General features: G+C 42.8%; 20 protein-coding genes. 3 read left to right on the forward strand and 17 right to left on the reverse strand.

All coding sequences use genetic code 11. From position 1 onward, the window contains the following. Position 1: 1 nt before the first annotated feature. From HKI82_RS12475 to HKI82_RS12530, 12 genes are all read right to left on the reverse strand, one after another. A complete protein-coding gene (locus tag HKI82_RS12475; protein WP_102941042.1) occupies positions 2–1,492 on the reverse strand; it encodes a TadA family conjugal transfer-associated ATPase in 1,491 nt (496 codons plus the stop codon). 17 nt (positions 1,493–1,509) lie between these two features. Further along, positions 1,510–2,730, reverse strand: coding sequence for a CpaE/TadZ family protein (locus HKI82_RS12480; RefSeq protein ID WP_171138210.1), 1,221 nt, complete (start codon positions 2,728–2,730; stop codon positions 1,510–1,512). Between the two features lie 20 nt (positions 2,731–2,750). Beyond that, positions 2,751–3,242 carry a TadE family protein gene (locus tag HKI82_RS12485; protein WP_102941041.1) on the reverse strand — a complete coding sequence of 164 codons (492 nt, stop codon included), beginning with the start codon at positions 3,240–3,242 and terminating at the stop codon, positions 2,751–2,753. Then, the gene (locus HKI82_RS12490; RefSeq protein WP_171138211.1) at positions 3,239–3,679 is read right to left on the reverse strand and encodes a TadE/TadG family type IV pilus assembly protein; all 441 of its coding nucleotides are present in this window, start codon (positions 3,677–3,679) and stop codon (positions 3,239–3,241) included. The genes HKI82_RS12485 and HKI82_RS12490 overlap by 4 nt, the downstream gene beginning before the upstream one ends. Before the next feature lies 1 nt (position 3,680). Next, positions 3,681–5,054, reverse strand: a complete 1,374-nt coding sequence (locus HKI82_RS12495; protein ID WP_171138212.1) for a pilus assembly protein TadG-related protein — start codon at positions 5,052–5,054, stop codon at positions 3,681–3,683. 12 nt (positions 5,055–5,066) lie between these two features. Continuing rightward, positions 5,067–5,324 carry a hypothetical protein gene (locus HKI82_RS12500; RefSeq protein ID WP_171138213.1) on the reverse strand — a complete coding sequence of 86 codons (258 nt, stop codon included), beginning with the start codon at positions 5,322–5,324 and terminating at the stop codon, positions 5,067–5,069. 13 nt (positions 5,325–5,337) lie between these two features. After that, positions 5,338–6,792, reverse strand: coding sequence for a type II and III secretion system protein family protein (locus HKI82_RS12505; protein ID WP_171138293.1), 1,455 nt, complete (start codon positions 6,790–6,792; stop codon positions 5,338–5,340). 8 nt (positions 6,793–6,800) lie between these two features. Beyond that, the gene (gene cpaB / locus HKI82_RS12510) at positions 6,801–7,547 is read right to left on the reverse strand and encodes a Flp pilus assembly protein CpaB (protein ID WP_042484357.1); all 747 of its coding nucleotides are present in this window, start codon (positions 7,545–7,547) and stop codon (positions 6,801–6,803) included. Continuing rightward, a complete protein-coding gene (locus tag HKI82_RS12515; RefSeq protein WP_171138214.1) occupies positions 7,544–8,911 on the reverse strand; it encodes an ATP-binding protein in 1,368 nt (455 codons plus the stop codon). Before HKI82_RS12515 ends, cpaB begins: the two co-directional genes overlap by 4 nt. 34 nt (positions 8,912–8,945) lie before the next feature. Next, positions 8,946–9,452 (reverse strand): prepilin peptidase, encoded by a 507-nt coding sequence (locus HKI82_RS12520; protein WP_146029082.1) that lies wholly within the window; start codon positions 9,450–9,452, stop codon positions 8,946–8,948. A 7-nt stretch (positions 9,453–9,459) separates the two neighbouring features. After that, entirely contained in the window at positions 9,460–9,639 is a 180-nt protein-coding gene (locus tag HKI82_RS12525; protein WP_171138215.1) for a Flp family type IVb pilin, read from the reverse strand. Between the two features lie 89 nt (positions 9,640–9,728). Then, positions 9,729–9,917 carry a Flp family type IVb pilin gene (locus HKI82_RS12530; protein WP_171138216.1) on the reverse strand — a complete coding sequence of 63 codons (189 nt, stop codon included), beginning with the start codon at positions 9,915–9,917 and terminating at the stop codon, positions 9,729–9,731. 513 nt (positions 9,918–10,430) lie between these two features. Between HKI82_RS12530 and HKI82_RS12535 the strand changes: the two genes are divergently transcribed. After that, entirely contained in the window at positions 10,431–11,177 is a 747-nt protein-coding gene (locus tag HKI82_RS12535; RefSeq protein ID WP_171138217.1) for a helix-turn-helix transcriptional regulator, read from the forward strand. Between the two features lie 109 nt (positions 11,178–11,286). Further along, entirely contained in the window at positions 11,287–12,972 is a 1,686-nt protein-coding gene (locus HKI82_RS12540) for an AMP-binding protein (RefSeq protein WP_171138218.1), read from the forward strand. A gap of 133 nt (positions 12,973–13,105) precedes the next feature. Here the strand turns inward: HKI82_RS12540 and fusA are convergent, their stop codons facing one another. Next, a complete protein-coding gene (gene fusA / locus HKI82_RS12545; protein ID WP_102941030.1) occupies positions 13,106–15,193 on the reverse strand; it encodes an elongation factor G in 2,088 nt (695 codons plus the stop codon). Between the two features lie 197 nt (positions 15,194–15,390). Then, on the reverse strand, positions 15,391–16,770 hold the full coding sequence (gene radA / locus HKI82_RS12550) for a DNA repair protein RadA (protein ID WP_171138219.1): 1,380 nt from the start codon (positions 16,768–16,770) through the stop codon (positions 15,391–15,393). Between the two features lie 128 nt (positions 16,771–16,898). Here radA and HKI82_RS12555 point away from each other — a divergent pair, with 128 nt between their 5' ends. Beyond that, positions 16,899–19,247, forward strand: a complete 2,349-nt coding sequence (locus HKI82_RS12555) for a PilZ domain-containing protein (protein WP_171138220.1) — start codon at positions 16,899–16,901, stop codon at positions 19,245–19,247. 69 nt (positions 19,248–19,316) lie between these two features. Here HKI82_RS12555 and nlpI read toward each other — a convergent pair whose 3' ends face one another. The 3 genes from nlpI to rpsO all read right to left on the reverse strand — a co-directional run bounded on the left by nlpI (position 19,317) and on the right by rpsO (position 23,138). Beyond that, complete coding sequence (gene nlpI, locus HKI82_RS12560; protein WP_171138221.1) at positions 19,317–20,240, reverse strand: lipoprotein NlpI; 924 nt, start codon at positions 20,238–20,240, stop codon at positions 19,317–19,319. Between the two features lie 117 nt (positions 20,241–20,357). Then, a complete protein-coding gene (gene pnp, locus HKI82_RS12565) occupies positions 20,358–22,490 on the reverse strand; it encodes a polyribonucleotide nucleotidyltransferase (RefSeq protein WP_171138222.1) in 2,133 nt (710 codons plus the stop codon). A gap of 378 nt (positions 22,491–22,868) precedes the next feature. After that, positions 22,869–23,138, reverse strand: a complete 270-nt coding sequence (gene rpsO, locus HKI82_RS12570) for a 30S ribosomal protein S15 (RefSeq protein WP_042484382.1) — start codon at positions 23,136–23,138, stop codon at positions 22,869–22,871. Between the last annotated feature and the right edge of the window lie 161 nt (positions 23,139–23,299).

Genomic DNA, 23,299 nt, shown 5'->3' on the forward strand with positions numbered 1-23,299 from the left:
CTTATTCAAAGGTTTCATTAAAAATCTCGTAAGGCAAATGCCAACCACGTTTAGACAATGAATCATGACACTGTGGAATTACGCCTGTCGCCGTAAAATAGCCAATGACATTCCCCTCTTCATCCATACCTTGTCGTTGGAATTTGAAAATTTCTGACATGGTAATAATGTCACCTTCCATGCCATTGATTTCGGCAATACTGACCATTCGCCGTTTACCATCTTCCTGACGTTCCATTTGAACCACTAAATGAATCGCAGAAGCAATTTGTGCGCGTAAGTTTTTGGTAGAAATATTCCAACCAGCCATAGCAAACATGTTTTCAACACGACTCAACGCATCACGAGGGGTATTGGCGTGAATGGTTGCCAGCGAGCCGTCATGACCCGTGTTCATTGCAGCAAGCATATCCACCGCTTCACTACCACGCACCTCACCGAGTACTATTCGGTCAGGTCGCATACGTAATGAGTTTTTAACCAGATCCCTTTGGGTAATCTCGCCTTTCCCCTCTAAGTTTGCTGGTCGGGTTTCTAAACGAACAACATGGGGTTGTTGTAATTGCAGTTCCGCAGAGTCTTCAATTGTTATGATTCGATCGTCACTAGGAATGAAGCCTGAGAATATGTTCAAAGTGGTGGTCTTGCCTGAACCAGTACCACCAGAGATAAGAATATTGAGTTCGCCTTTAACGGCTGCTTCGACAAACTTTGCCATTTGCTCAGAAATAGAGTTAAACGACAGTAAGTTCTCCATAGTGAGCTTATCGACTGCAAAACGGCGAATGGAAACAGAAGGCCCGTCAAGAGCCAAGGGTGGGATAATTGCATTAACACGCGAGCCATCAGCTAAGCGAGCATCGACCATAGGCGAAGATTCATCAATACGACGACCAACTTGGCTAACAATTCGGTCGATAATACTACGCAAATGCCTATCATCAAGAAAGGTATAAGGGGTTCTTTCCAGTTTACCTCGGCGCTCAACAAAGACACTTTTTGCTCCGTTAACCAGAATATCTGAAACCGATGAATCATTTAAAAGTGGCTCTAAAGGCCCCAAACCAAATACTTCATCTTCAATCTGTTTGATGACTCTCTTACGACCTTCAGCACTCAAAGCATGGCTTTGATCTTCAGCCATAAGTTGAACGACGGCATCATGAAGATCTTTTTTAGCTCTGTCTTTTTCTAAGCTAGAAAGCAATGCCAAATCTAATGTTTCAAGCAGCCGACGATGATAATAGTGCTTAGTTGCTTGCTCCTGTTCTAGCTGCTTTCGAGTGTCATCTATTTGTTTATTTTTTGCTTCAGCTTCCCGTAATTTGCGCTGAAGTGGGCTTTCATCTTGTTTTGGAGCCTCTGCCTTTTCTTGATTTCCCTGTGCAGGACTAGATTTAGGCTTTATTGGTATGTCAGCCTTAGGAGGGCTTTCTTCTTTTAAAAGCTGCTCTTGGAAATCAGAACTAATATTCTTACGTTTAAAAAACATACCCTCTCCCTAATCCATCAGGAAAATAGACGTCTCAGCCAACCTTTTTTCTCTTTAACTGGCGCTAATGTTTGTGATAAATCCACTACTGATTTAGTAATTGAGCTACCTTTTCTCGACTCTACAAATGGTTTCCCTAAGTTGGCACTTTCAATAGCCGCTTTAAAATCATTAGGGATGACATGTATTGGAACTCCTGAAATCGTCTGTTCTATGTCTTTCAGCCTTATTTGCTGACGTTTTTCATAGCGATTAAGGATTATTTCAATTTGATCGCGCTGAATACCGTATTCAAAAGTCATCGCTTTTAGAATACGAGACATGTTTTTCACTGCGACTAAATTTTGCTGTGTGACCAAAAATGTTTTACTGGCTCGAGACAAAATCGGTGCAAACATTCGGTCAACACCGCCAGAAAGATCAACAAATACGTAAGGATAAAATTCCAACAACGTTGGTAATAGCTTCCCCATCTGCATAGCTTTATCAAAGTTTTCATTATGATTTTCATGTTTAAAACTTAATACATGTAAACCAGATGGATGCTTAGATACTAAAGCATGCAATGAAATTTCATCTAAATCAGAGGCGTTAGCAATAGCGTCATTAATACTATAGGCTGGATTAATATTGAGATAATCCATCACAACACCAAAGTGAATATCCAAATCCAGCAATAACACTTTATCTCGGTTTTGCATCGCAACTTCAACTGCAGTATTCAGAGCAACAGTTGTTGCACCAGAACCACCTTTGGTATTGATAAAAACGAATAACTGCCCAAGTTTGCGCGCAGCTATTTTTTCTTCTGCCACATTCTTCAATAAGGGCATTAAATCCAAAATAGTGGCTTGATCGGATATAAAATCTGTAGCTCCGAGTCGGAGCGCAATTTTTAATGCACCATTATCACCTTCGTCACCAAATATGATTAATGAAGTGCTGACTTCGCTGTCTTCAATCATCGGTCCATCGTAGTTTTGTAACTCCACGACTTTTTGTGCCCAGTTAGGACCGGTTTCGACAAAAATAAGATCGGGTGGTGTGAAGTGTTTGAAACTGTCCGCAACAACTCCATGAAGCGATATAGCTTCAAAATTCAAACTATTACATTGAGACAGCTCACTCATCATATGAAGTTTGAAAGCATCACTTGAATACAAAACCCATATAGACAAGTTAGTCTTAATTCGAATGTTATTGCTGTCACTACGAGACAATTTAACGGCTTCCCCCATAGAGGCTCCCTTGATTATTTTTATTTGCAGTCAATATAAACATCATCACCTGTTGATGAATCAGTGCGCCCAATGCCTAGTGACTCGGCGGCCAGAACAGTTTCAAATGCGGGTACCGATATCACGCCATTATCACCGAGAAAATTGAGTATCCCTGAAAATCCATAGTTGTAGTCAACAATTTCAGCTTTGACATAATGTATAGGTGCATCATCTGCAAAAATATTCGGTACTGACTTGCCATCCGCATCCAAATAATCAATAGCCAGATTTGCAGTCGTAAATCCTCGGGGGACAAATTCTGACAAGGCCAGACTACGAATCACATCGCCGTCGTCAACTTGGCAAACTGTCGCTATACGCGCCGCTCTGCGCGTTAAATCATTCAGTGCCTGTAAGTTAAACGTGAAATATCCAAGCTCTAAAATGGCAAACACAAGTAACAGCAGACTTGATGCGACTACGGTAAATTCAACAATGGTGATACCCAGTTGTCTTCGTATTCTCCTCATGGTGCCACCCTCATCACTGCCGAAGAACGAACTGTTAAGTTATCCAAAGCATCAATAGGCAATAGATTAAGTATTGATTGGTAATCATAGTTAGCACTGACTACGACATAATTCCCCACAGGGGTCACAGAAATATCGTCAAGTGTCAATGATTCAAGTATCGGAGTTGGCGTTTCCCCCTGAACAAAAGAGGTCTTTCCATACATAACCATATTCTTTATGTCGCTTTCATTGGCAATAGAGCCTGATGTGGCCGTACCATAAATATTCACAACCGCGTATCGGGCTGCATTTTGTACAGATTTATTTAAAACGCTGTAGCGAATAAAAGCGTTACCAAACTCAATGACAACAGTAAATATGAACAGTAATACAGGTAAGGTCACCAAAAACTCTACTGCGGCAATACCCGATTGTTTATCAACGTAGCTACGCATTTCATGACTCCTTATTAAAAGGATCGTCATAAAGCACAATACGATAAGTACCTAAGCTGTTACTGACCCCGTTATAAGGAACGTTCGGTGTTGGGCATTTTTCCAAATACTCTCCGTAGATCTCTTGCTTATCGCCGTTATTAGTTGGTGCTCGTTGTAATAAGAAGAAACACCCAACAGACTTCACATTGTAGTCACTGGCCCCAGTGGGAGAAGGATCACCATAAGCATCAGCAGTGCAGTCAATGATAGGTACTGCTAAGCGTCGCCGGTCATTACCGGTGCTTTTATACAGCTCGTAGTTGAGAGTGAGATCTTCCTGGCTATCGAGTGGGTAGTCTGCCAATACCGATTCATATTGAGCAATTTCAGCATCAGTAAGTGCTTTGTTATTTTTGGGATTAACATTATTCGCTAATGCAGTTTCCGCTTCTGCTATTTTTTCAAATACATCGGTTATTGTATTCACATCCTTATGGTCTTTCTTATAGATATCATTTAGCTCAGCGTCGGTAGTGTTTGAGTCAGAAGGGAAAAGTGAAGCATCAAGATTAGATCTATCACCAAAACGCATATTGAGCCCATCGCCGACAGGTCCTACTGTATTACCCGGTTTTGAACGAACGGTTCTTCCCGGTACTGCGCATCCTTTATATGCCCCAGCTAATTGTTCACTGAGCTTGTAGTTTTCTGTCTCTGAAGGGGTATTAGGATCATCTGGGTCATAATTAAGTAACTGAAAATTTCCTGGTCCCATTTCAGAGTTGTTGGTTGCCAGTTTAAGCGCATAAATACTGTTGTACTCATAGCCAGAATTACTGGTGTCGCTAGCGTCTATTTCACAAACAGCCATAGGCACCAGATTACAACTTCCTCCCCCAGCGCTAGGTCCTGCAACAGCGCTGGCCGACAACTGCTTGTCAAGACCAAACATCTGCATAACAAAACTGTTTAAAGATAAGTTATTTACAGCAACCCTTACATAATGATCTTCTCCCGCCGGATCATATCCACCGGTCATATCAGCGCGATTTGCCAAAGTAATATTCACTTCAACGGGTGCGGAGACAAAATCTAACTCAGCATTTCCGTTTGCCGTCGCCATTTGAGCGAGAGCGTCTTTGGCAGCACCTGATGCGATGGCAAGAGCACTTGCTGCTGTTCCACTAGTAAAATCAGAGCGATCGAGCACCAAAGCCGCTGCTAATGCAGCAGAGTCAACGCTGTTTTGCAGCTTAGTCCGGTTCATAAGCGCATGGTTGATATCAACGGCTAACGCTGCAATCCCCATAAAGGAAAACAGTGCTATTGTTACAATCACAGCAACCAGACCTCGCTGTTTTCGCATTCCGCGAACTGGATGGTGTGTTTTCATATTGGCCTCAACTTAATTAAAGCCTAACAGCACTTGGCTGCTAGAGCCTCCCTCTAGAGTTTCACCACTTTTGCCAGTATATGCACTGTAAGCGTCTTCCATACGCTCACCATTACCAGATGGTATAACTTCTAAGTTATTGAGAGTGGCTGACGTGTCATAGGTTTGTTGCACCCTAAGCTGAGCAACGTGTGTTCCCAAACGATGTTGATTGGCACAACCAGTAAGCAAAATGCTCAATGACACTAATATTAATGGTGTGTATTTCATTTGAAGCTTCTCCTTACATATCGTGACCAAATGATCCTTCAGCACCACCTCGAGAGTTATCTTGCAACTCGTCATATTTCTGAGGTTCAGCTCTATGCACCTCATCCGGTTTAGCTATATAAGCACCTCTACCTAACAGGTAATATTTAACGTCGTTTGGCTCAACGAAAGCATCAGTTGGTAATTTAATTCTAGAACGATCGATAGGTTTAGCCAGTCTCGGAGTAACCAAGATGACCAGCTCAGTTTCCCCAGAAATATACTCCTGACTACCAAATAATTGTCCCAAAACTGGCACGTCCCCTAATCCAGGAAATTTAGAGGCCGAGTCACGGACATTTTCACTAAGAAGACCAGCAATACCAATGGTCTGCCCGTCAGCAAGCTCTAGGGTAGACGAGGCGCTTCGACGGGTAATCGGCGGGATATAATAAGTCGCGTTAGTCCCCGCCGTACTTAATGATAGAGTTGTGGAAGTCGCTATTTCGCTTACATCAACAGCTAAATTTAAGTTAATTTTCTTATCACTGAGAATCGTAGGGATAAATTTCACACCAACACCATACTCTTTATACTCGATGGTAATCCCGTCCTCATCTGGGACTGGGATCGGAAATTCTCCCCCAGCTAAGAATTCGGCTTTGGCTCCACTTAAAGCGGTTAAGTTTGGCTCAGCCAAAACTTTAGCTACCCCAGTTTCTTTTGCGATATCAAGAGCTAGAGTGAACAGAGTATTCCCATCAATAAACGAAGATAAGATCCCTGTACTTTCCGCTAGAGGGGCACCAAGCACAGGATTTACGCCAAGGAAACCACCACCGACAGAGGTACCACCGATAGAGAAATTTCCGTTGGTCTGAAAGAAATTAAAGTTAGTGCCGAAACGCCTTACTAAACTGCGCTGTACTTCTGCAACAGTCACTTCCAACATCACTTGTTGAGCACCACCTATAGTCATTAAGTTAACCACGCCAGTGCTTCCACTTTCTTCATTGCGGGTTGCTGTTTCGCTATCTGCAGCCTGACCAGCAGCATAAGTTTCGGCCAAACGTAATGCTAAGTTCATTTTTTCTAGTGAGCTTACCTGTCCACTTAAAATCAGACGATTTTGCGCACTCTGCACACTAACGGTTTCATCCGGCATTATTTCAAACAGCTTGGCCTTGAGATTATTCACATCATGGGTCACTTCAATATTGATTGACTCGATTAACTGACCCCGGCTATCCCAAGCCATCAAGTTGGTCGAACCCAATTTTTTACCGATTAAAAACAGCTCATCGGCCTTCAACATCACAATATCGAGAACATCAGGATCGCCCAATGAGACTCGTGTCGCTTTGCCCGCCAATTCTACAAAGGTCGATTTATGATGTGGAACATTGACCGTTTTACCACTTTGAGTCGCCGCTATTACCCAGTGATTCAGTGCAAAACACAGTGTAAGTGCCATTATTATTCTTTTCATCACTCACCTCACTCCCTGACCCGAACACTTGATGAATTCGTTCCTTTAATAATTGTCACTCGTGGAGCAACATACGGTTGAACCACTTTAGGTTCTATTGCTTGTGGATTACGCAGAGCCAGTTGTATAGCCCCTTTAGTATTGGCACTGAGTAACTTCTCTGCTTCTTTAGGGGTTACTTCAAGGGTTACAGCGCGAACAATAATCGGTTTATTTTCTTTGGTTCTGGCCGTTTGGTCGACTGCTAACACTTTGATATCTTTTAAAACGGTGGTTGTAGATGCAGAGTTTTGACCGAATTTCACTGTACTGAGAATATCAACTCGATTTCCCGGAAGAAGAAACCCAGCCACACCGATAACATCATTGACTCGAATGGTCACCGCACGCTTATCTTCAGGAATGAGTGTTGCGAGCGTTGCACCTTGCCCCGGTGCATTCACATGTTGAGCAATAATAATTTCATCGGGGTATAAGTTATCTGCAGCAACCATACCAACCAACTCAGATACATCAGAAAACTGATGTTCCGAACGCCACGCTTTTTCCAGTAATTTGGTGGTAAAGTGTTGCTCGTCAAGAATAGTACCGGCTGGTACTTCAATGGCTGCGACGACAACCGGCTCTCGCTCAACCACTTCAACTTCCGTTTGAGGTTGAGATTGCCTGTCCATCCATTGCTTAGCAAAAAAAACCGCCCCCAACCCGAAGATAATTGAAAGCAAAAATAACAGGATTATTTGATTGCGACTCATCGAGCGCCTCCTCCTTTACCATCAGCAGTGAAGTAAACTTCCCACGCTCGTTTCAATATTTCCGGCGTAATAACAGAAGCGGCCTCTTCAAATGCAATGATATCTCGACTGATTCCTATGATGTCTTTCGGTAGACAAGGGTAAAAACCCACACTATGAATCCGGTGAAGGTCATACAAACTATCAAAAGATGCTGGTTGAACTGTTAAAGATCGACCGCTTGCCATGCTTTCCCACAGAGCGTGGTACTCAGAACGCTCAAGCGGATGAAATTGAATTTTGTATCCCAAGCGACGTAAAAAAGCGGGATCACTGATTTTTTCGGGATCTAAATTGGTCGAAAACGCGAGAGTAAGAATGAATGGGATAGTGATTTGCTGCCCGTTAGGCAAGGACAAGTGGTCAAAGAAGTACTCCATTGGCACAATCCAACGGTTGAGTATGGTATCCACAGGCATAGGTTGACGCCCTAAATCGTCAATAACCAATATGCCGTTGTTCGCCATCATCTGAAGAGGTGCCATCCACACTCGATTGTGCTCTGAATGATTGACTTCCAGCATATCCATCGTGAGTTCGCCACCCACTTGGATGCTGGGGCGTTCACACAGCACCCATCGACCATCATACTGGTCTTTGTATGTCAGACTGATCGATGGTGAATCTTTACTCACTACTGGTTTATGGTGCTGCTGAGATAAAACTTTAATGATATTTCCCGCCGCATAAACCGCATAAGGAATATAGACTGAGGTATTTAGCGAATTTAGCAGCCGTGTAGCAACATAGGTTTTACCAGTACCCGCATCCCCATAAAGTAGCAATGCTCGGCCGGAATTGATAGCGGGACCTAAAACAGAAATCATCCTCTCGGCACCAAATACATCGCTCATAGCGCGAGTTACATCTGGACGGGTAACTAATTTAGCACGTACATCCTGAGCCTTAACCATTGCAGTGTAGTCTTGTAAGGAAACAGGAGCCGGTCCTAAATAGGCATCACGCGCAAAAGCGTTATCTGCTTCCTGCATTCCAGTTTCAGATAATCCATAGCGAACATGGCCAGAAGATTGGGCAAGATAAGAATTAGATTCAGCTTGATACACTTCAACCAATGATTTTTTGCGTAAAACGGCAATCAGCTCTTCAATCATATGGCTGCTGATTGCCATCAAGCGAGTGAGCTGCAAAATGTCAGATTTAGGGTAAGCCGCTAGCTGTTTAAGTAGTAAATTCTCAAGAACAGCTTGAGGAATATGAAGCTCATCGAAAGTAGTAGGAACTTTAGGTGCAGCAGCCTGAGGGGTTAAAACTCCTTTTTCGCTTGGCTTGATCTTTACAACTTCATTGACCTCTGATTCCATTTGAGACTCCCTTGTCTCTATAAAAGATTAGGCTTTATGAAAAATGAGAGAAATAACTGTTTAAGGCTAATGCGACAATCATTACCGGAGCTAGAGGCATATAAGTGGCATTTGTTTGTATCGGCTTCATACTTCTAAAACTGACACTAACTAAAATAGATTGATACCCTAGATATCCGCATTGTACGCCAGTTGTTAAACGTTTAAGTAACTGATACATAACGCCAATAAACAAACAGCTAAAAGCAAATGTCCAACTGTAGCTAGCCAACTCCTCCCAACCCAATATATATCCAATCACTGCAGCTAATTTGACATCGCCGGCAGCAACACCACCAACTAAATAAAGTATCAACATCAATACAAACAATAGAGCAAAGCCGTAGAGCCGCTCGCTAATATCAACAGGAGATCCTAGCGAAGCCAGAACAGCCACACTCAATAACATTAAAACCCAAACATTCGGAATGCGCTGTTCTCGAGCATCAAACACACCAATTATAAATAGAAGTGGCCATGTCAACGTCATCGGATAGAGCAAAATTTAATTACTCCCAACTAAGGGCGTTACGTAAAAATAATAGTCTGTTGTCTACCGTTGTTCCCAAAAGAGCAAATCCTGCTACCAACAACACAACGACTAAGGTACCAGCAACTATATATTCTACTGCACTTAAACCATCTTCATTTTTTAAAAAAAAATACAATCTGTTAGATGAATAAATCATAAAAAATAACCTTGGAGATGGACACTAGTCATCGTTTAAACAAAGATTAACTCCGCAGAGGGAATACCCACTACGGAGTAACGCTCAATTTATCCTGCAGCTGGAGGATTTATATCGTTATTCAATTGATCCAATTTATCGCTTAAGGTTTCACCTAGTGTAGTAAACCCTCCAACTAAAACAGCAATTACTAACGCACCAGCAACAACATATTCAACAGCACTAAGACCGTCTTCGTCTTGCCAAAAGGCTTTGGCTTGTTCAATAAACTTATTCATTAGAGGCCTCCTTAATAAATGGCTCATTTCTAATGTAGAGAGTTCTTAAATTTGCGGTTAGGACTTTTTTGTTCTCTTTTGGCACTTTTTTAAACTGAAAAGCAGTCAAGAGTGGAAAAGACGGTTAAAACTTTAGGGCGAATTTGTACTAATCATTAAGTATTAATCAACTACAAACCCTTTACGAAACAAGTTTCAAACAAACAGAGACAGACAGTTAGAACTGAGCATATTCTCTATATTTCACGTCAATTATTTATACTTGCACTTTCTCATTATTGAAATTAATGAAAAAAATTACATCTGCAATATGAAGCAATATCACTATTAATATTTCCATCAACTCAGGTTTTATATAGATAAACTTTGCAACTTTTAGATGAGAACTTGCACTTTTCAGTCACAACTCTACGCTTACATTACCATGACAACAAAATGACATTACTGACATTATTCTGACAAAAGAAACCTAATAGCCTAGTTGCTTATCTACGGAAGGATATACACATACTTATGGCAACAAAACATGTCGCTCACTGGCTTGGAAGCTCTGTGAATCAATTGCCCCTGCGGGCGCAAGAAGCATGTAACGCTTACTTTACTGTGATTGAACACGGTAACGATGTCTCTATTTTGAGTGAACCTAACATTCACTATGCCGTCTTTTTCTTGCATAGGGAAAAATGCCAAGAGTTATTGCTCACCGCGTTAAGAATTTGTGCAAATCTGAATAAGTATTTGGTGGTAATCCATGAAGGGAATTTTTTAAACTCAATTAATAGAAACGAAGCGATATTCGGCATTATTGATATATCAAAGGAAGACCCACATATCGCTGCGAGTATAATTAGTGAGAAATTGAGCTTAAGTTTTTCTTCTGGTCGAAAAGCTTTAGACCCTAGATTACAACATACGCCGACTCCTCATCACACAATGAGTAAGGAGATGTTGGATATTTTGCGCCATATTGATCTCAACCTCACTCAAGAAATTAGAGAAGAAGATGTCGCAAGCTATTGCCATTACTCCATCTCCTATTTTTCTAAACTGTTTAAAAGAATGGTTGGCGTGAGCTTTAGAGATTACATTTGCAGTAAACGCATCACGCTTGCTAAGCGACTTTTACTCGAGGAACCCAATGCGAAAATCGCCTTTGTGGCCTATCAGTGCGGGTATCACGATGTATCGTACTTCTCTCGTATATTTAAGAAGAAGACTGGAATCAGTCCAGGTGTGTTTAGGCAAATAAATGCCCCTTAAATTTACAAATTTTCACGTTTTGATCTTTTTCGAACCAGCAAACCCGTGCTAATGTTAAGTTGATTTAACATTTTTATAACAATAATAAGCTGTTACATGGAGTTCGAATATGATTCTGCCAAATGAGTCACATCAATCTTACTGCTCTCTCCCGCCACCAAATGAAATGATTTTGAAATGGGCCGAAGAGCGTCCCAATGAAGTTTATCTTAAACAGATAATTAACCGAGAATTCGTCGAATTTACTTATGCTGATGTCGCGGACAAAGCTTTACGCTTGGTGTCAGCACTGCGAGCGCTAGGAGCCAAACCCGGAGATAAAGTCGCACTCATTTCTAAAAACTGTGCGGAATGGTTTATTTGCGATTTAGCGATGATGCTCGGTGATTACATCAGCGTTCCCATTTTTCCGACAGCAGGTTCTGACACTATCGAATACTGTCTGAATCATAGCGGCAGCCAACACATAATCGTCGGTAAGCTGGATGATAATGAAGCTGTAATTGAAGCTATGAAGGCGATCCCGAACATCGTCAGTATCGCTTTACCTTACAGTTCTGCCCCAAAATGCCAATACGAATATCAAGAGCTAATTAAACAGTACCCACCAACCACAGAAAGAGCTCAGCATCATGATGACAAGCTGATGTCGTTGGTCTATACATCCGGAACATCAGGTCAGCCAAAAGGCGCTATGCTCACCTACGGAGCTTTTACTTGGTCAGTACAGCAATTGATAGATCTTATACAGATCGAAGACGAAGACCGTTTGTTCTCTTATCTGCCATTAGCTCATATCACCGAACGTGTGTACATTTTCGGAACCTCTATTCAGGGTGGGGTACAAACCGCCTTTCCTGAATCACTTGATACCTTTATTGAAGACGTCAGAATGCACCGTCCAACCTTCTTTATTTCGGTGCCACGGTTATGGACTCTGTTCCAACAAAGAATTCTAGATAAGCTTCCTCAGCGAAAACTGAACTTATTGCTAAAGATTCCGTTTGTAAACTCAATAGTCAAACGCAAGATAGCTGATGGTTTAGGGCTAGATAAGGCGAGAATCTTAGGTTGTGGTTCTGCACCTGTCTCCCCTTCTTTGCTTAGCTGGTACCATCAGGTAGGACTAAACATCACTGAAGCTTGGGGAATGACCGAGTCATTTGCCTATAGCACCATCAACTACCCTTTCCGTGCAGATAAAATTGGCACGGTTGGTAATGCAGGACCCGGAGTACAGATAAAAATTGCAGAGGATGGAGAAATTCTTGTTCTCAGCAAAGGACTTTTTGCTGGTTACTACAACAACGATATTGCGACTAAAGAATCGTTTGATAATGAAGGATGGCTTCATACTGGTGATATTGGCTCGATAGATAGTGACGGCTATCTTAGTATTCAAGGTCGCAAGAAAGACACCTTCAAAACCGCAAAAGGCAAGTTCGTAGCACCCGTACCGATTGAAAAGAAACTGTTTGAATACTCTCGTGTAGAAATGATGTGCATGATTGGCTTAGGTTTGCCAGCACCCATTTTGTTAGTCGTTCCACATGCTTTTCCTCATTTTGACCGTTCTCGTTACGAAAGAACGACGGAGAAAATCATCAAACGTATTAACTCTGAGGTAGAAACTCACGAGCAAATTAAAGGTGTCTTGATGATCAAAGAACCATGGTCAATTGCTAACGGAGTCCTAACTCCGACACTGAAAATTAAGCGTCATGTCTTAGAGAAGAAGTACCACGAAATAGGGCAAAACTGGCCTAAAGATCAACTAATTGTTTGGGAAAAGTAAAAGTCATTTATCTATGAAACTCTTATTTCTCCCCCTTATGAAGGGGGAGTTAGAGGGGGTTAAATAAACTGAAGGTAACAAAAAGCCCCACCAGCTTTCACTGGTGGGGCTTTTTTATAACAGTTAAGAACTATTATTTCTTAGCGTTACGCTCTTTAACTTCAGCGATAACTTTTTCTGCTACGTTAGCAGGACATGGTGCGTAGTGTGCGAACTCCATAGAGAACTGACCACGACCAGAAGTCATTGTACGTAGAGTACCGATGTAGCCGAACATTTCAGATAGTGGAACGTCTGCTTTGATACGTACGCCAGTAGCTGCAGCTTGTTGGTCTTTGATCATACCACGACGACGGTTAAGGTCACCGATTACGTCACCAACGTGATCTTCTGGAGTGAACACGTCAACTTTCATGATTGGCTCTAGAAGTTGCGCGCCAGCTTTTGGCATAGATTGACGGAATGCGCCTTTCGCTGCGATTTCAAATGCGATTGCAGATGAGTCAACTGCGTGGAAGCCACCATCAAATAGTTCAACTTCAACGTCTAGCGTAGGGAAGCCAGCTAGAACACCGTGTTGCATCATGCTTTCGAAGCCTTTTTCTACTGCAGGCCAGAATTCTTTAGGTACGTTACCACCAACAACTGTTGATTTGAACGTGAAGCCTGAGTTTGGCTCACCAGGTTTGATGCGGTAGTCGATCTTACCGAACTGACCTGAACCACCAGACTGTTTCTTGTGCGTGTAGCTATCTTCAACAGCTTTAGTGATTGTTTCACGGTAAGCTACTTGAGGAGCACCAACAACTAGTTCAACACCGTAAGTACGCTTAAGGATGTCTACTTTGATGTCTAGGTGAAGTTCGCCCATACCTTTAAGGATGGTTTCGCCAGAATCTTCGTCAGTTTCAACTTGGAAAGATGGATCTTCTGCAACCATTTTACCGATCGCGATACCCATTTTCTCAGTAGAACCTTTATCTTTAGGCGCAACAGCGATAGAGATTACTGGTTCTGGGAAGATCATTGGCTCTAGAGTACATTCGTGTTTTGGATCACATAGAGTGTGACCAGTTTGAACGTTCTTCATACCAACGATAGCGATGATGTCACCAGCTTGAGCTTCAGTGATCTCAGTACGGTCGTTCGCTTGCATCTCAACCATACGGCCGATACGCTCAGTTTTACCAGTTGCAGAGTTAAGGATGGTGTCACCCTTCTTAATGCGACCAGAGTAAATACGTACGAATGTTAGAGCACCAAAACGGTCATCCATGATCTTAAACGCAAGAGCTTTAAGTGGAAGTTCAGCGTCAACGATCGCTTTCTCACCAGTTGGTTCACCAGTTTCTGGGTTAGTTAGATCTTGTGGCTCAACTTCTGTTGGGCTTGGTAGGTAATCTACTACTGCGTCAAGAACAAGTTGCATACCTTTGTTTTTGAATGCAGAACCACAGAATGTTGGGAAGAAAGCTAGGTCACGAGTACCTTTACGGATACAAGCTTTAACTTGCTCAACAGTCGGCTCTTCGCCTTCCATGTAAGCCATCATTAGCTCGTCGTCTTGCTCAACAGCAGTTTCGATCAGCATTTCACGGTATGTTTCTACGTCATCAACCATGTCAGCTGGAACTTCTTTGATTTCGTAGTTTTCTGGTAGACCAGAATCATCCCAAACGTATGCTTGACGGTTTAGGATATCAACAACACCAACGAAATCGTCTTCACGACCGATTGGTAGAGTCATAACTAGTGGGTTTGCACCTAGTACTTTTTTAACTTGCTCAACAACGTTAAGGAAGTCTGCACCCATACGGTCTAGTTTGTTTACGAAAATGATACGTGATACTTCAGATTCGTTAGCGTAACGCCAGTTAGTTTCTGACTGAGGTTCAACACCGCCAGAACCACAGAATACACCGATACCGCCATCTAGAACTTTAAGTGAACGGTATACTTCAACTGTAAAGTCAACGTGTCCAGGAGTATCGATAACGTTTAGACGGTGATTTTTCCATTCACACGTTACAGCTGCTGACTGGATAGTAATACCGCGCTCTGCTTCTTGTTCCATGAAGTCTGTAGTAGATTCACCATCGTGAACCTCACCAGTTTTATGGATTTTACCAGTAAGCTTAAGAATACGCTCAGTGGTAGTGGTTTTACCCGCGTCAACGTGCGCGAAAATACCAATGTTTCTGTATTTCGATAAATCTGCCATTGTCTTACTCTGTTAATAGGATATAAAATGCGCGCAGAGTATATCACAATCTGTCAAGACTGATACCCCCGCAAGCCGCTGCCCTTAAAAAATATTTAACTACAGCTAATGATCGTGAAATATAGGCGATTCCAACCAAAGACGCGAGCTAATTCAAAAATATTTTCTCAACGCTCATCTTTGATAAAGACACGCTCTTAAAGTTCATCGAATGCTTCAATAGCATCTGAAAGCTTCTTCACGCCATGTATCTGCATTCCTGCAATACCGCCTTTAGGCATATTTGCAGCAGGAACAATCGCTCTCTTAAAGCCGTGTTTGAAAGCTTCATTTAGACGTTCTTGACCACTTGGTACCGGACGAATTTCTCCAGCCAGCCCCACTTCACCGAAAATAACAACGTCTTTCGGTAGCGGTTTGTCACGAAAACTGGATAGAAGAGCCATCAATAATGCCAAGTCCGCGCTGGTTTCCGTTACTTTCACGCCACCAACCACATTCACAAACACATCTTGGTCAGCCATTTGCAACCCGCCGTGCTTGTGTAACACCGCAAGCAGCAGGGACAAACGGTTCTGTTCCAGCCCGACAGCAACTCGCCTTGGATTCGCCAACTGTGAATAATCCACCAGCGCCTGTATTTCAACAAGTAATGGACGAGTACCTTCCCACACCACCATTACCGAACTTCCCGAAGTATCTTCTTCACCACGAGAAAGGAAAATGGCAGATGGGTTACTCACTTCGCGCAAGCCTTGGCCAGTCATAGCAAATACGCCAAGCTCATTGACAGCACCAAAGCGGTTTTTATGACTACGTAAGGTTCTGAATCGCGTATCTGAACCACCATCGAGTAACACTGAGCAGTCGATAATGTGTTCCAGTACTTTAGGCCCTGCCAAAGTGCCATCTTTCGTTACATGCCCAACGATAAATACCGCGACATTGTTTTGCTTTGCATAACGTGTCAATGCAGTGGCAGATTCTCGTACCTGAGCCACAGTTCCGGGAGAAGACTGAACATCAGCAACATGCATCACCTGAATAGAGTCAATCACCATAATTCTTGGCTGCTCTTTCTCTGCCACCTGACAAATCTTATCGACATTGGTTTCGGAGAGCATTTTCAGGTGCTCTTTAGGCAACCCTAGTCGGGATGCTCGCATAGCCACCTGCTGAAGTGATTCTTCACCAGTGACATAAAGCGTCGGCATTTGAGGAGAGAGCAAACACATGGTTTGTAACAAAAGTGTAGATTTACCAGCACCTGGGCTACCACCAATTAAAATGGCTGCACCAGGCACCACACCACCACCAAGTACACGGTCCAGCTCTTTAAAACCACTGCTAAAGCGAGGAACTTCTTGCAGATTGATTTCGGAAAGTGTTTGAACCTGTGATTCTGTAGCACTTCCCGCATAACCACTGAGTCGTTCATTACGCGCAACCTGTGGTGAAGCAGCCAGCCTTACTTCAGATATGGTATTCCATGCGCCACAAGCGTTACACTGACCTTGCCAACGGGGAAAATCTGCGCCGCAATCGTTACATACGTAAGCGCGTTTTGCTTTTACCATGCTTCCTCAAATTCATCTAAGTTGTGACATAGAGACTTTAATAATATGTTGAATCAATGCAACATATTGCTAAAGAAATCGCTATCAATGCCGATTTTATTAAGTGGACATTACTCTAACAGAAAACTATGCAGCAATCTGAAATTCTCTCCCTCGCTGAACGGCTAATTCCCGCTTATAAATCAGCAGACTTTGAGCAACTCCTGAACAAATTCACAGAGGGGCAGCCGCCGTCTGTCAAACTTTTGGTGAAGATGGAGTTGAATCGAGTCATGACTCCGTGTACCAAAAGCATTGATTTACGCGGCCGAGTTCAAGGTGAATGCAGAGAGTATGAATTAGAAGGCCGAAAACATTGGCTGGATGACGTTGCATTTAATACCTATCACAAAAGTGTAAAAAAATTTGGCGGTTACACAGAAGGGGTTTGGGAGAACTTAATTAACACCCGCAACAACTTTCGTGTAATGAAGCAGCAAGGCACATTGAACAAAGCTAAAGTTGCCACCGTAGAAGGCAGCTTTGAAGTCGAACCAATTAAATTAGGTTATGACCTTAAACGCTTAGAAAATCGTTTAAAGATTAATACTCAAGTCAAAATCCACCTGCCAAGCAATGAACAAGTGGTTCATGGTTTGAGTGTCGATTTATCGGCATCTGGCGCTAAATTCAAAGTTCCCTCCGCGTTCAACTACAAACTTGGCGATACCATTTGGGTTCAATTTACCGAACTCATTAAAAGCAGCAAGTTTGAAGAGCTCAATAAACCGATTGAGTATCGTATTCTTGGTGTCGACGAATCTTACGATAATGACTCGGTGAAGTATTTACGTGCTTTGAAACTGTCAGAAAGTCTAGTTATTGAAAAGGTGATTGAAGAATCACTAAAAAATAACAGCCAGAAAGCCCGTCATGATAACCAAGATAAAATTATCCGCGCTCGAACTCGCGGCTACGAACACAGCTATTTAAAACATACCTGTAACTTGCCGGTGTTTTTTAGCGGTAGCGAACTGAAATTGGCCTTGTTAACCGAGAACAACCATCCGCTTTGGCAATATTGGCACGATGAGCGTAACCAACAGTCGTTGAGTAGCTTGTTCAACCAGACTCGCATGGACATGCTCACCAAACCGGGCGTCAGCGGCAGTAATAATGTGCTTTATGCATTTAAGCACGAGCATCAAGATAAAACATTTTTCTTTTCTATGATGATGCCAGAAGCCACCAGCGACCAACGCAAACTGTTCTGGCACGTGGGTGCGCGCAAAGAGAGCTGGAAAGCTTTCCGTTTATCGGTTTTTGAGCTTTCTCAGACGGAGAGAGAAGAGCTGGCTAATCATTCCAGTGAGCTTGCAAACCAGTCGCAAAAGCTCACTCACTGCGGTGTATTACAAGAAATCAGTGATTTCAGCTCAGCCAAAGACTATTTATTAGTCGACAAGCCCCAACTGCCAACCAGTGACCTTAACCCGTTTCGTCATCCTCGTAAGGTTATTGGATCACCGACAGGTATCTATTTTGATGCCCGCTCTCGCCGCAAAGAGCCACGTTACACACTAAAAACACCAGTGAACGTTATTTTCAATGATCAAGTATTAGGAGAAGGCGCTTCTGTCGATCTCTCCAAGCGCGGTCTGAATGTGATTGTGAATACCCCTTTGCAACTGAAAGCGGGTGACATGATCAATATTGATTATCTTGAACTGAAGCTGTACGACAAAAATTTGCCTCTTAATCAGGTGCCATATCGCGTAATTAGAATCAGTCCTGAAGGGCAACGCCTGCATCTGATGATAGATGAAAACGCGCAAACCATGAAAACCATCGCGTTTTTCAATAGCATCATTGAAAGCAATCAAGACAAGCTAATACCGAAAGAAGAGATCCTACCTAGCCCACAGTTACTTGAAGGCTTGCATAATATATTGCTGGATAAAACTGTCAGTGCGCCAATATTTGTCGAGAAGAGCGGACCTAGCCTGAAACCTAAAGTCATTGGGGTAAATTACCCTCTTCCGCCTCACTTGGCTTTGTTAGCGAAACTTGGGCAAGAAGGACAGATATCACTTGAGCCGATCTTTAAAGGTCATACCAACACTTTGCTGGCAACACCAATGAAGCGAATTGATGGTGCGGAAGCTCAATATCATGAAGTGTATATTGCAGCCATCAAGTTTGGTTCACGCATCCAGTCAGTTGAAACCCGATTGTTATCGGATTTTGCCAATACCAAAGAGCGCATTCAGTTCATTCAGAAAGCACAGCTAATGGGCGAGATATTTATTCTGCGACTTTGCGGCGCTCCGGTATTCGACCCGTTCACGGTATTACTAAGACGCGATATTGATGATCTGGCACAAATCAGTCTCCATCAGGCCAAAAACTTGGAGAAAGAAATCAGTGCGATTGTCGGATACGGCGAGATTATCGATATTACTGAAGAAGTTCTTATCCGGTTGGAACTAACCAACTAACACGCTTCTCAAAGCAATAAAAAATCCAGTGCATAAACACTGGATTTTTTATTGTTTGAAAGACTTTGATTACTCGCTAGCCGTAAGCTCCGCTTTCTCTTTCGCTTGCTGAGCTTCTCTCACATCTTTGTAAATGCGCCCCATCTCAATAAATGAGTAGCGATGTTCTACATACTCATAAACATTGAACGAGATTGCTAACTTATAAAGCGACACCGCATGGGCATAGTCACCTTGCATGTGATAACGCTTACCAAGGTAGAAGTAGGCTTCTGTTAAACGCTGTGCTAGTAAATTGTTGTCACGCGTGCTAGCCAGTATCACTTTAAATAGCTGCTCTTCGGATATTTCATCCAGCATCATAGCAACTAACAACCACCCCCACTCTTCATTGTGGGATTTAAACTGCTGGCTAAGCTCTGCTTTTGCCGCATTCGGATCGAGATCCATTTTGATGATGTAGCGCCAAAGAGCGCGAAACGGATCGTTAGGATCCATTTGATAATGTTTGTCCGCTTCATCGAAAGCGAGTTGAGGACGCTCTCCGTAATAAAGTGCAACCGCTCTATTACGCATTGCATATTCATTACTCGGATCCAGCTCTAGTGTTGAATCAAAAGATTCGTAAGCTGCGTCGAATTCACCTGTTTCAGTGTAATAAACACCAAGCAGATTAAAGATATCTGGTTGCGCTGGATTTAAAGCTAATGACTGAGTGAAGTCTAATCGAGCCAAATCACGTAAGCCGACGCTGTCATAAGCGTTACCACGTTCAAAAAGCATTTTTGCTCGAACTTCGTCAGTTAGATCAGGGCGTTGCAATAGCTGAGTCAAACGCGCTATTTGAACTTCCTGCTGCACACTTGCCTGTAAAGGAATAGCCATTGGTGGATAAACCCATGGTATAGATTGATCCGATTCTGATGAATTGCTCGCACATCCAGCTAACAACATTAATGCTGCACTGGCCGCTGCGGTTTTGAACCATTTCACTAATAGATACTCCTGTATACCCCAAACGCATGAAAAAGGGAGCGAATCACGCTCCCTTTATAACACGCTTTCTAGATAAAATGCGAAAACAGTTCGCATTCCATCTTGTGCTTAAACTTATTCTGCTTCTGGAGCTGAATCAGTTGCAGCTGCTTCAGCTGGCTTTTCTACTGCTTCTTTCATGCTCAGACGAACACGACCTTGGCGGTCAATTTCAAGTACTTTAACTTGAACTTCTTGGCCTTCAGTTAGGAAGTCAGACACTTTCTCTACACGCTGGTCAGCGATTTGAGAAATGTGTACAAGACCATCTTTACCAGGAAGAACAGTTACGAACGCGCCGAAGTCAGCTAGACGTGCAACTTTACCTGTGTAGATCTTACCTACTTCAACTTCAGCAGTGATTTGTTCAATACGACGAATCGCTTCTTTCGCCTGCTCACCAGAAGTTGCAGCAATCTTGATTGTGCCGTCATCTTCGATTTCGATCGTTGTACCAGTTTCTTCAGTTAGCTGACGGATAACTGCACCGCCTTTACCGATAACATCTTTGATCTTATCTGAGCTAATCTTCATTGTGTGAATACGTGGAGCGAATTGTGAAATATCGTCACGAGCACCAGAGATAGCTTGATCCATTACAGATAGGATGTGCTTACGTGCACCTTGCGCTTGGTTAAGAGCAATTTGCATGATCTCTTTAGTGATACCTTCGATCTTGATGTCCATTTGAAGAGCTGTGATACCAGTGTTAGTACCTGCTACTTTAAAGTCCATGTCGCCTAGGTGGTCTTCGTCACCAAGGATGTCAGAAAGAACAACGAAATCGTCGCCTTCTTTAACAAGACCCATTGCGATACCCGCAACAGAAGACTTAATTGGTACACCAGCATCCATAAGCGCTAGAGAAGTACCACAAACAGAAGCCATTGAAGAAGAACCGTTTGATTCAGTGATTTCTGAAACAACACGTACTGTGTATGGGAATTCTTCAGCAGAAGGCATTACTGCTGCGATACCGCGTTTAGCCAGTTTACCGTGACCAATTTCACGACGCTTAGGTGAACCTACAAAACCAGTTTCGCCTACACAGTATGGAGGGAAGTTGTAGTGTAGTAGGAAGTAATCTTTCTTCTCACCAGTTAGCTCATCAATGATTTGTGCGTCGCGTTGAGTACCTAGAGTCGCTGTTACTAGAGCCTGAGTTTCACCACGAGTGAATAGCGCAGAACCGTGAGTACGTGGAAGAACGCCAGTACGTACATCAAGTGCACGAACCATGTCTTTCTCACGACCATCAATACGTGGGTTACCCGCGATGATGCTGCGACGAACTACAACTTTCTCTAGGTCGTGGAAAATTGTGTGAACTTCTTTTAGGTTCAGTTCTTCGTTTTCTGCAAGTAGCTTCTCGTTCACTTCTGCACTGATTTCGTGGATACGGTCATAACGCGCCATTTTTTCAGTGATTTGGTAAGCTTCAACAAGTTTCGCTTCAGCAAGTTCAGCAACTTTTGATTTTAGCTCAGTGTTTTCAGCAGGAGCTGTCCAGTTCCAAGAAGGAGTAGCAACTTCAGCTGCAAATTCGTTGATTGCTTTGATAACAGTTTGTTGTTGGTCGTGACCAAACACAACTGCAGACAGCATCTCTTCTTCAGTTAGGTTGTCAGCTTCTGATTCAACCATTAGTACTGCAGATTCAGTACCTGCAACTACTAGGTCTAGACGAGAAGTCGCCAGCTCTTTTTCACTTGGGTTTAGCACTAGTTGACCATCAATGTGACCAACGCGCGCAGCACCGATAGGACCATTGAATGGGATACCAGAAATAGCAAGAGCTGCTGAAGTACCAATCATAGTCACGATGTCTGGTTGAACGTCTGGGTTTACAGACATTACTGTCGCGATAACTTGAACTTCGTTAGTGAAACCGTCTGGGAATAGAGGACGAATTGGACGGTCAATCAAGCGAGCTGTAAGAGTTTCGCCTTCAGAAGGACGACCTTCACGCTTGAAGAAGCCACCTGGGATTTTACCTGCAGCGTAAGTACGCTCTTGGTAGTTTACTGTTAGAGGGAAGAAGTCTTGACCTTCTACCGCTTCTTTTTTACCAACAACAGATACGAATACTGCGGTGTCATCCATAGTAACCATAACTGCTGATGTCGCTTGACGTGCTATAACACCTGTTTCTAGCGTTACAGTGTGGTTGCCGTACTGAAACGTTTTAACAACTGGTTTTTCGAACATGTAAATATTCCTTGCTCTGAGCAGATGCTCAGATTTATTAAATGAATCTCACACATTACGAATCGCGACTAGTAAAAACGCGCTCAGTCTTTCATTCAAACAGACGTTGTCCCAAGAAACTCATTCCAAGACACGTTCTGTAAACACGCTTTGAATAGCCGCGACCGTTTGGTCGACGTGGTTGACTGTAATGTAGTGAGTATTAGTGTGAAATCTTAACTAAGAATTTCGCCGTGCGTAGTATATACCCGCTTGCATCAAGATGCTAATTTCAGAGAGAAATTAAGCCGCTTTTAAGTGAGGATTTTGGCTTTCTTACAGATACAAAAAAGGGGCTAAAAAGCCCCTTTTTCTTCAAACCTGCTTGGCAGACGCGAATTAACGACGTAGGCCTAGGCGTTTGATTAGGTCGTGGTAACGATCTAGATCTTTACCTTTTAGGTAGTCTAGAAGTTTACGACGGCTAGAAACCATACGTAGAAGACCACGACGGCTGTGGTGATCGCCTTTGTGTTCTTTGAAGTGACCTTGAAGGTGGTTGATAGAAGCTGTAAGTAGAGCTACTTGAACTTCTGGTGAACCAGTGTCGCCTTCAGCACGTGCATATTCTGCTACGATTGCTGCTTTAGTTTCTGCATTCAGAGACATAATTCTCTCCTAAAGAGTTAAGTTTATATTTGTGTCAGCCAATCTCTGATTCAGCCGACACGTGAGGGGCGGATTATAGGGAATAACCTGTAATCACACAAGCGCTATTTCACGAAATAGAATCTGTAACTTAGCGCTATAAATCGTCATTGACCTTGCAG

Origin of the sequence: Vibrio plantisponsor (assembly GCF_013041605.1) — a bacterium.
GTDB classification, from domain to species: Bacteria; Pseudomonadota; Gammaproteobacteria; order Enterobacterales; family Vibrionaceae; genus Vibrio; species Vibrio plantisponsor.

Bases quoted from the DNA above. Each gene is read 5' to 3' on its own strand.
- HKI82_RS12475 (WP_102941042.1), bottom strand. From the start codon at position 1,492: ATGTTTTTTAAACGTAAGAATATTAGTTCTGATTTCCAAGAGCAGCTT.
- HKI82_RS12480 (WP_171138210.1), bottom strand. From the start codon at position 2,730: ATGGGGGAAGCCGTTAAATTGTCTCGTAGTGACAGCAATAACATTCGA.
- HKI82_RS12485 (WP_102941041.1), bottom strand. From the start codon at position 3,242: ATGAGGAGAATACGAAGACAACTGGGTATCACCATTGTTGAATTTACC.
- HKI82_RS12490 (WP_171138211.1), bottom strand. From the start codon at position 3,679: ATGCGTAGCTACGTTGATAAACAATCGGGTATTGCCGCAGTAGAGTTT.
- HKI82_RS12495 (WP_171138212.1), bottom strand. From the start codon at position 5,054: ATGAAAACACACCATCCAGTTCGCGGAATGCGAAAACAGCGAGGTCTG.
- HKI82_RS12500 (WP_171138213.1), bottom strand. From the start codon at position 5,324: ATGAAATACACACCATTAATATTAGTGTCATTGAGCATTTTGCTTACT.
- HKI82_RS12505 (WP_171138293.1), bottom strand. From the start codon at position 6,792: ATGAAAAGAATAATAATGGCACTTACACTGTGTTTTGCACTGAATCAC.
- cpaB (WP_042484357.1), bottom strand. From the start codon at position 7,547: ATGAGTCGCAATCAAATAATCCTGTTATTTTTGCTTTCAATTATCTTC.
- HKI82_RS12515 (WP_171138214.1), bottom strand. From the start codon at position 8,911: ATGGAATCAGAGGTCAATGAAGTTGTAAAGATCAAGCCAAGCGAAAAA.
- HKI82_RS12525 (WP_171138215.1), bottom strand. From the start codon at position 9,639: ATGATTTATTCATCTAACAGATTGTATTTTTTTTTAAAAAATGAAGAT.
- HKI82_RS12530 (WP_171138216.1), bottom strand. From the start codon at position 9,917: ATGAATAAGTTTATTGAACAAGCCAAAGCCTTTTGGCAAGACGAAGAC.
- HKI82_RS12535 (WP_171138217.1), top strand. From the start codon at position 10,431: ATGGCAACAAAACATGTCGCTCACTGGCTTGGAAGCTCTGTGAATCAA.
- HKI82_RS12540 (WP_171138218.1), top strand. From the start codon at position 11,287: ATGATTCTGCCAAATGAGTCACATCAATCTTACTGCTCTCTCCCGCCA.
- fusA (WP_102941030.1), bottom strand. From the start codon at position 15,193: ATGGCAGATTTATCGAAATACAGAAACATTGGTATTTTCGCGCACGTT.
- radA (WP_171138219.1), bottom strand. From the start codon at position 16,770: ATGGTAAAAGCAAAACGCGCTTACGTATGTAACGATTGCGGCGCAGAT.
- HKI82_RS12555 (WP_171138220.1), top strand. From the start codon at position 16,899: ATGCAGCAATCTGAAATTCTCTCCCTCGCTGAACGGCTAATTCCCGCT.
- pnp (WP_171138222.1), bottom strand. From the start codon at position 22,490: ATGTTCGAAAAACCAGTTGTTAAAACGTTTCAGTACGGCAACCACACT.
- rpsO (WP_042484382.1), bottom strand. From the start codon at position 23,138: ATGTCTCTGAATGCAGAAACTAAAGCAGCAATCGTAGCAGAATATGCA.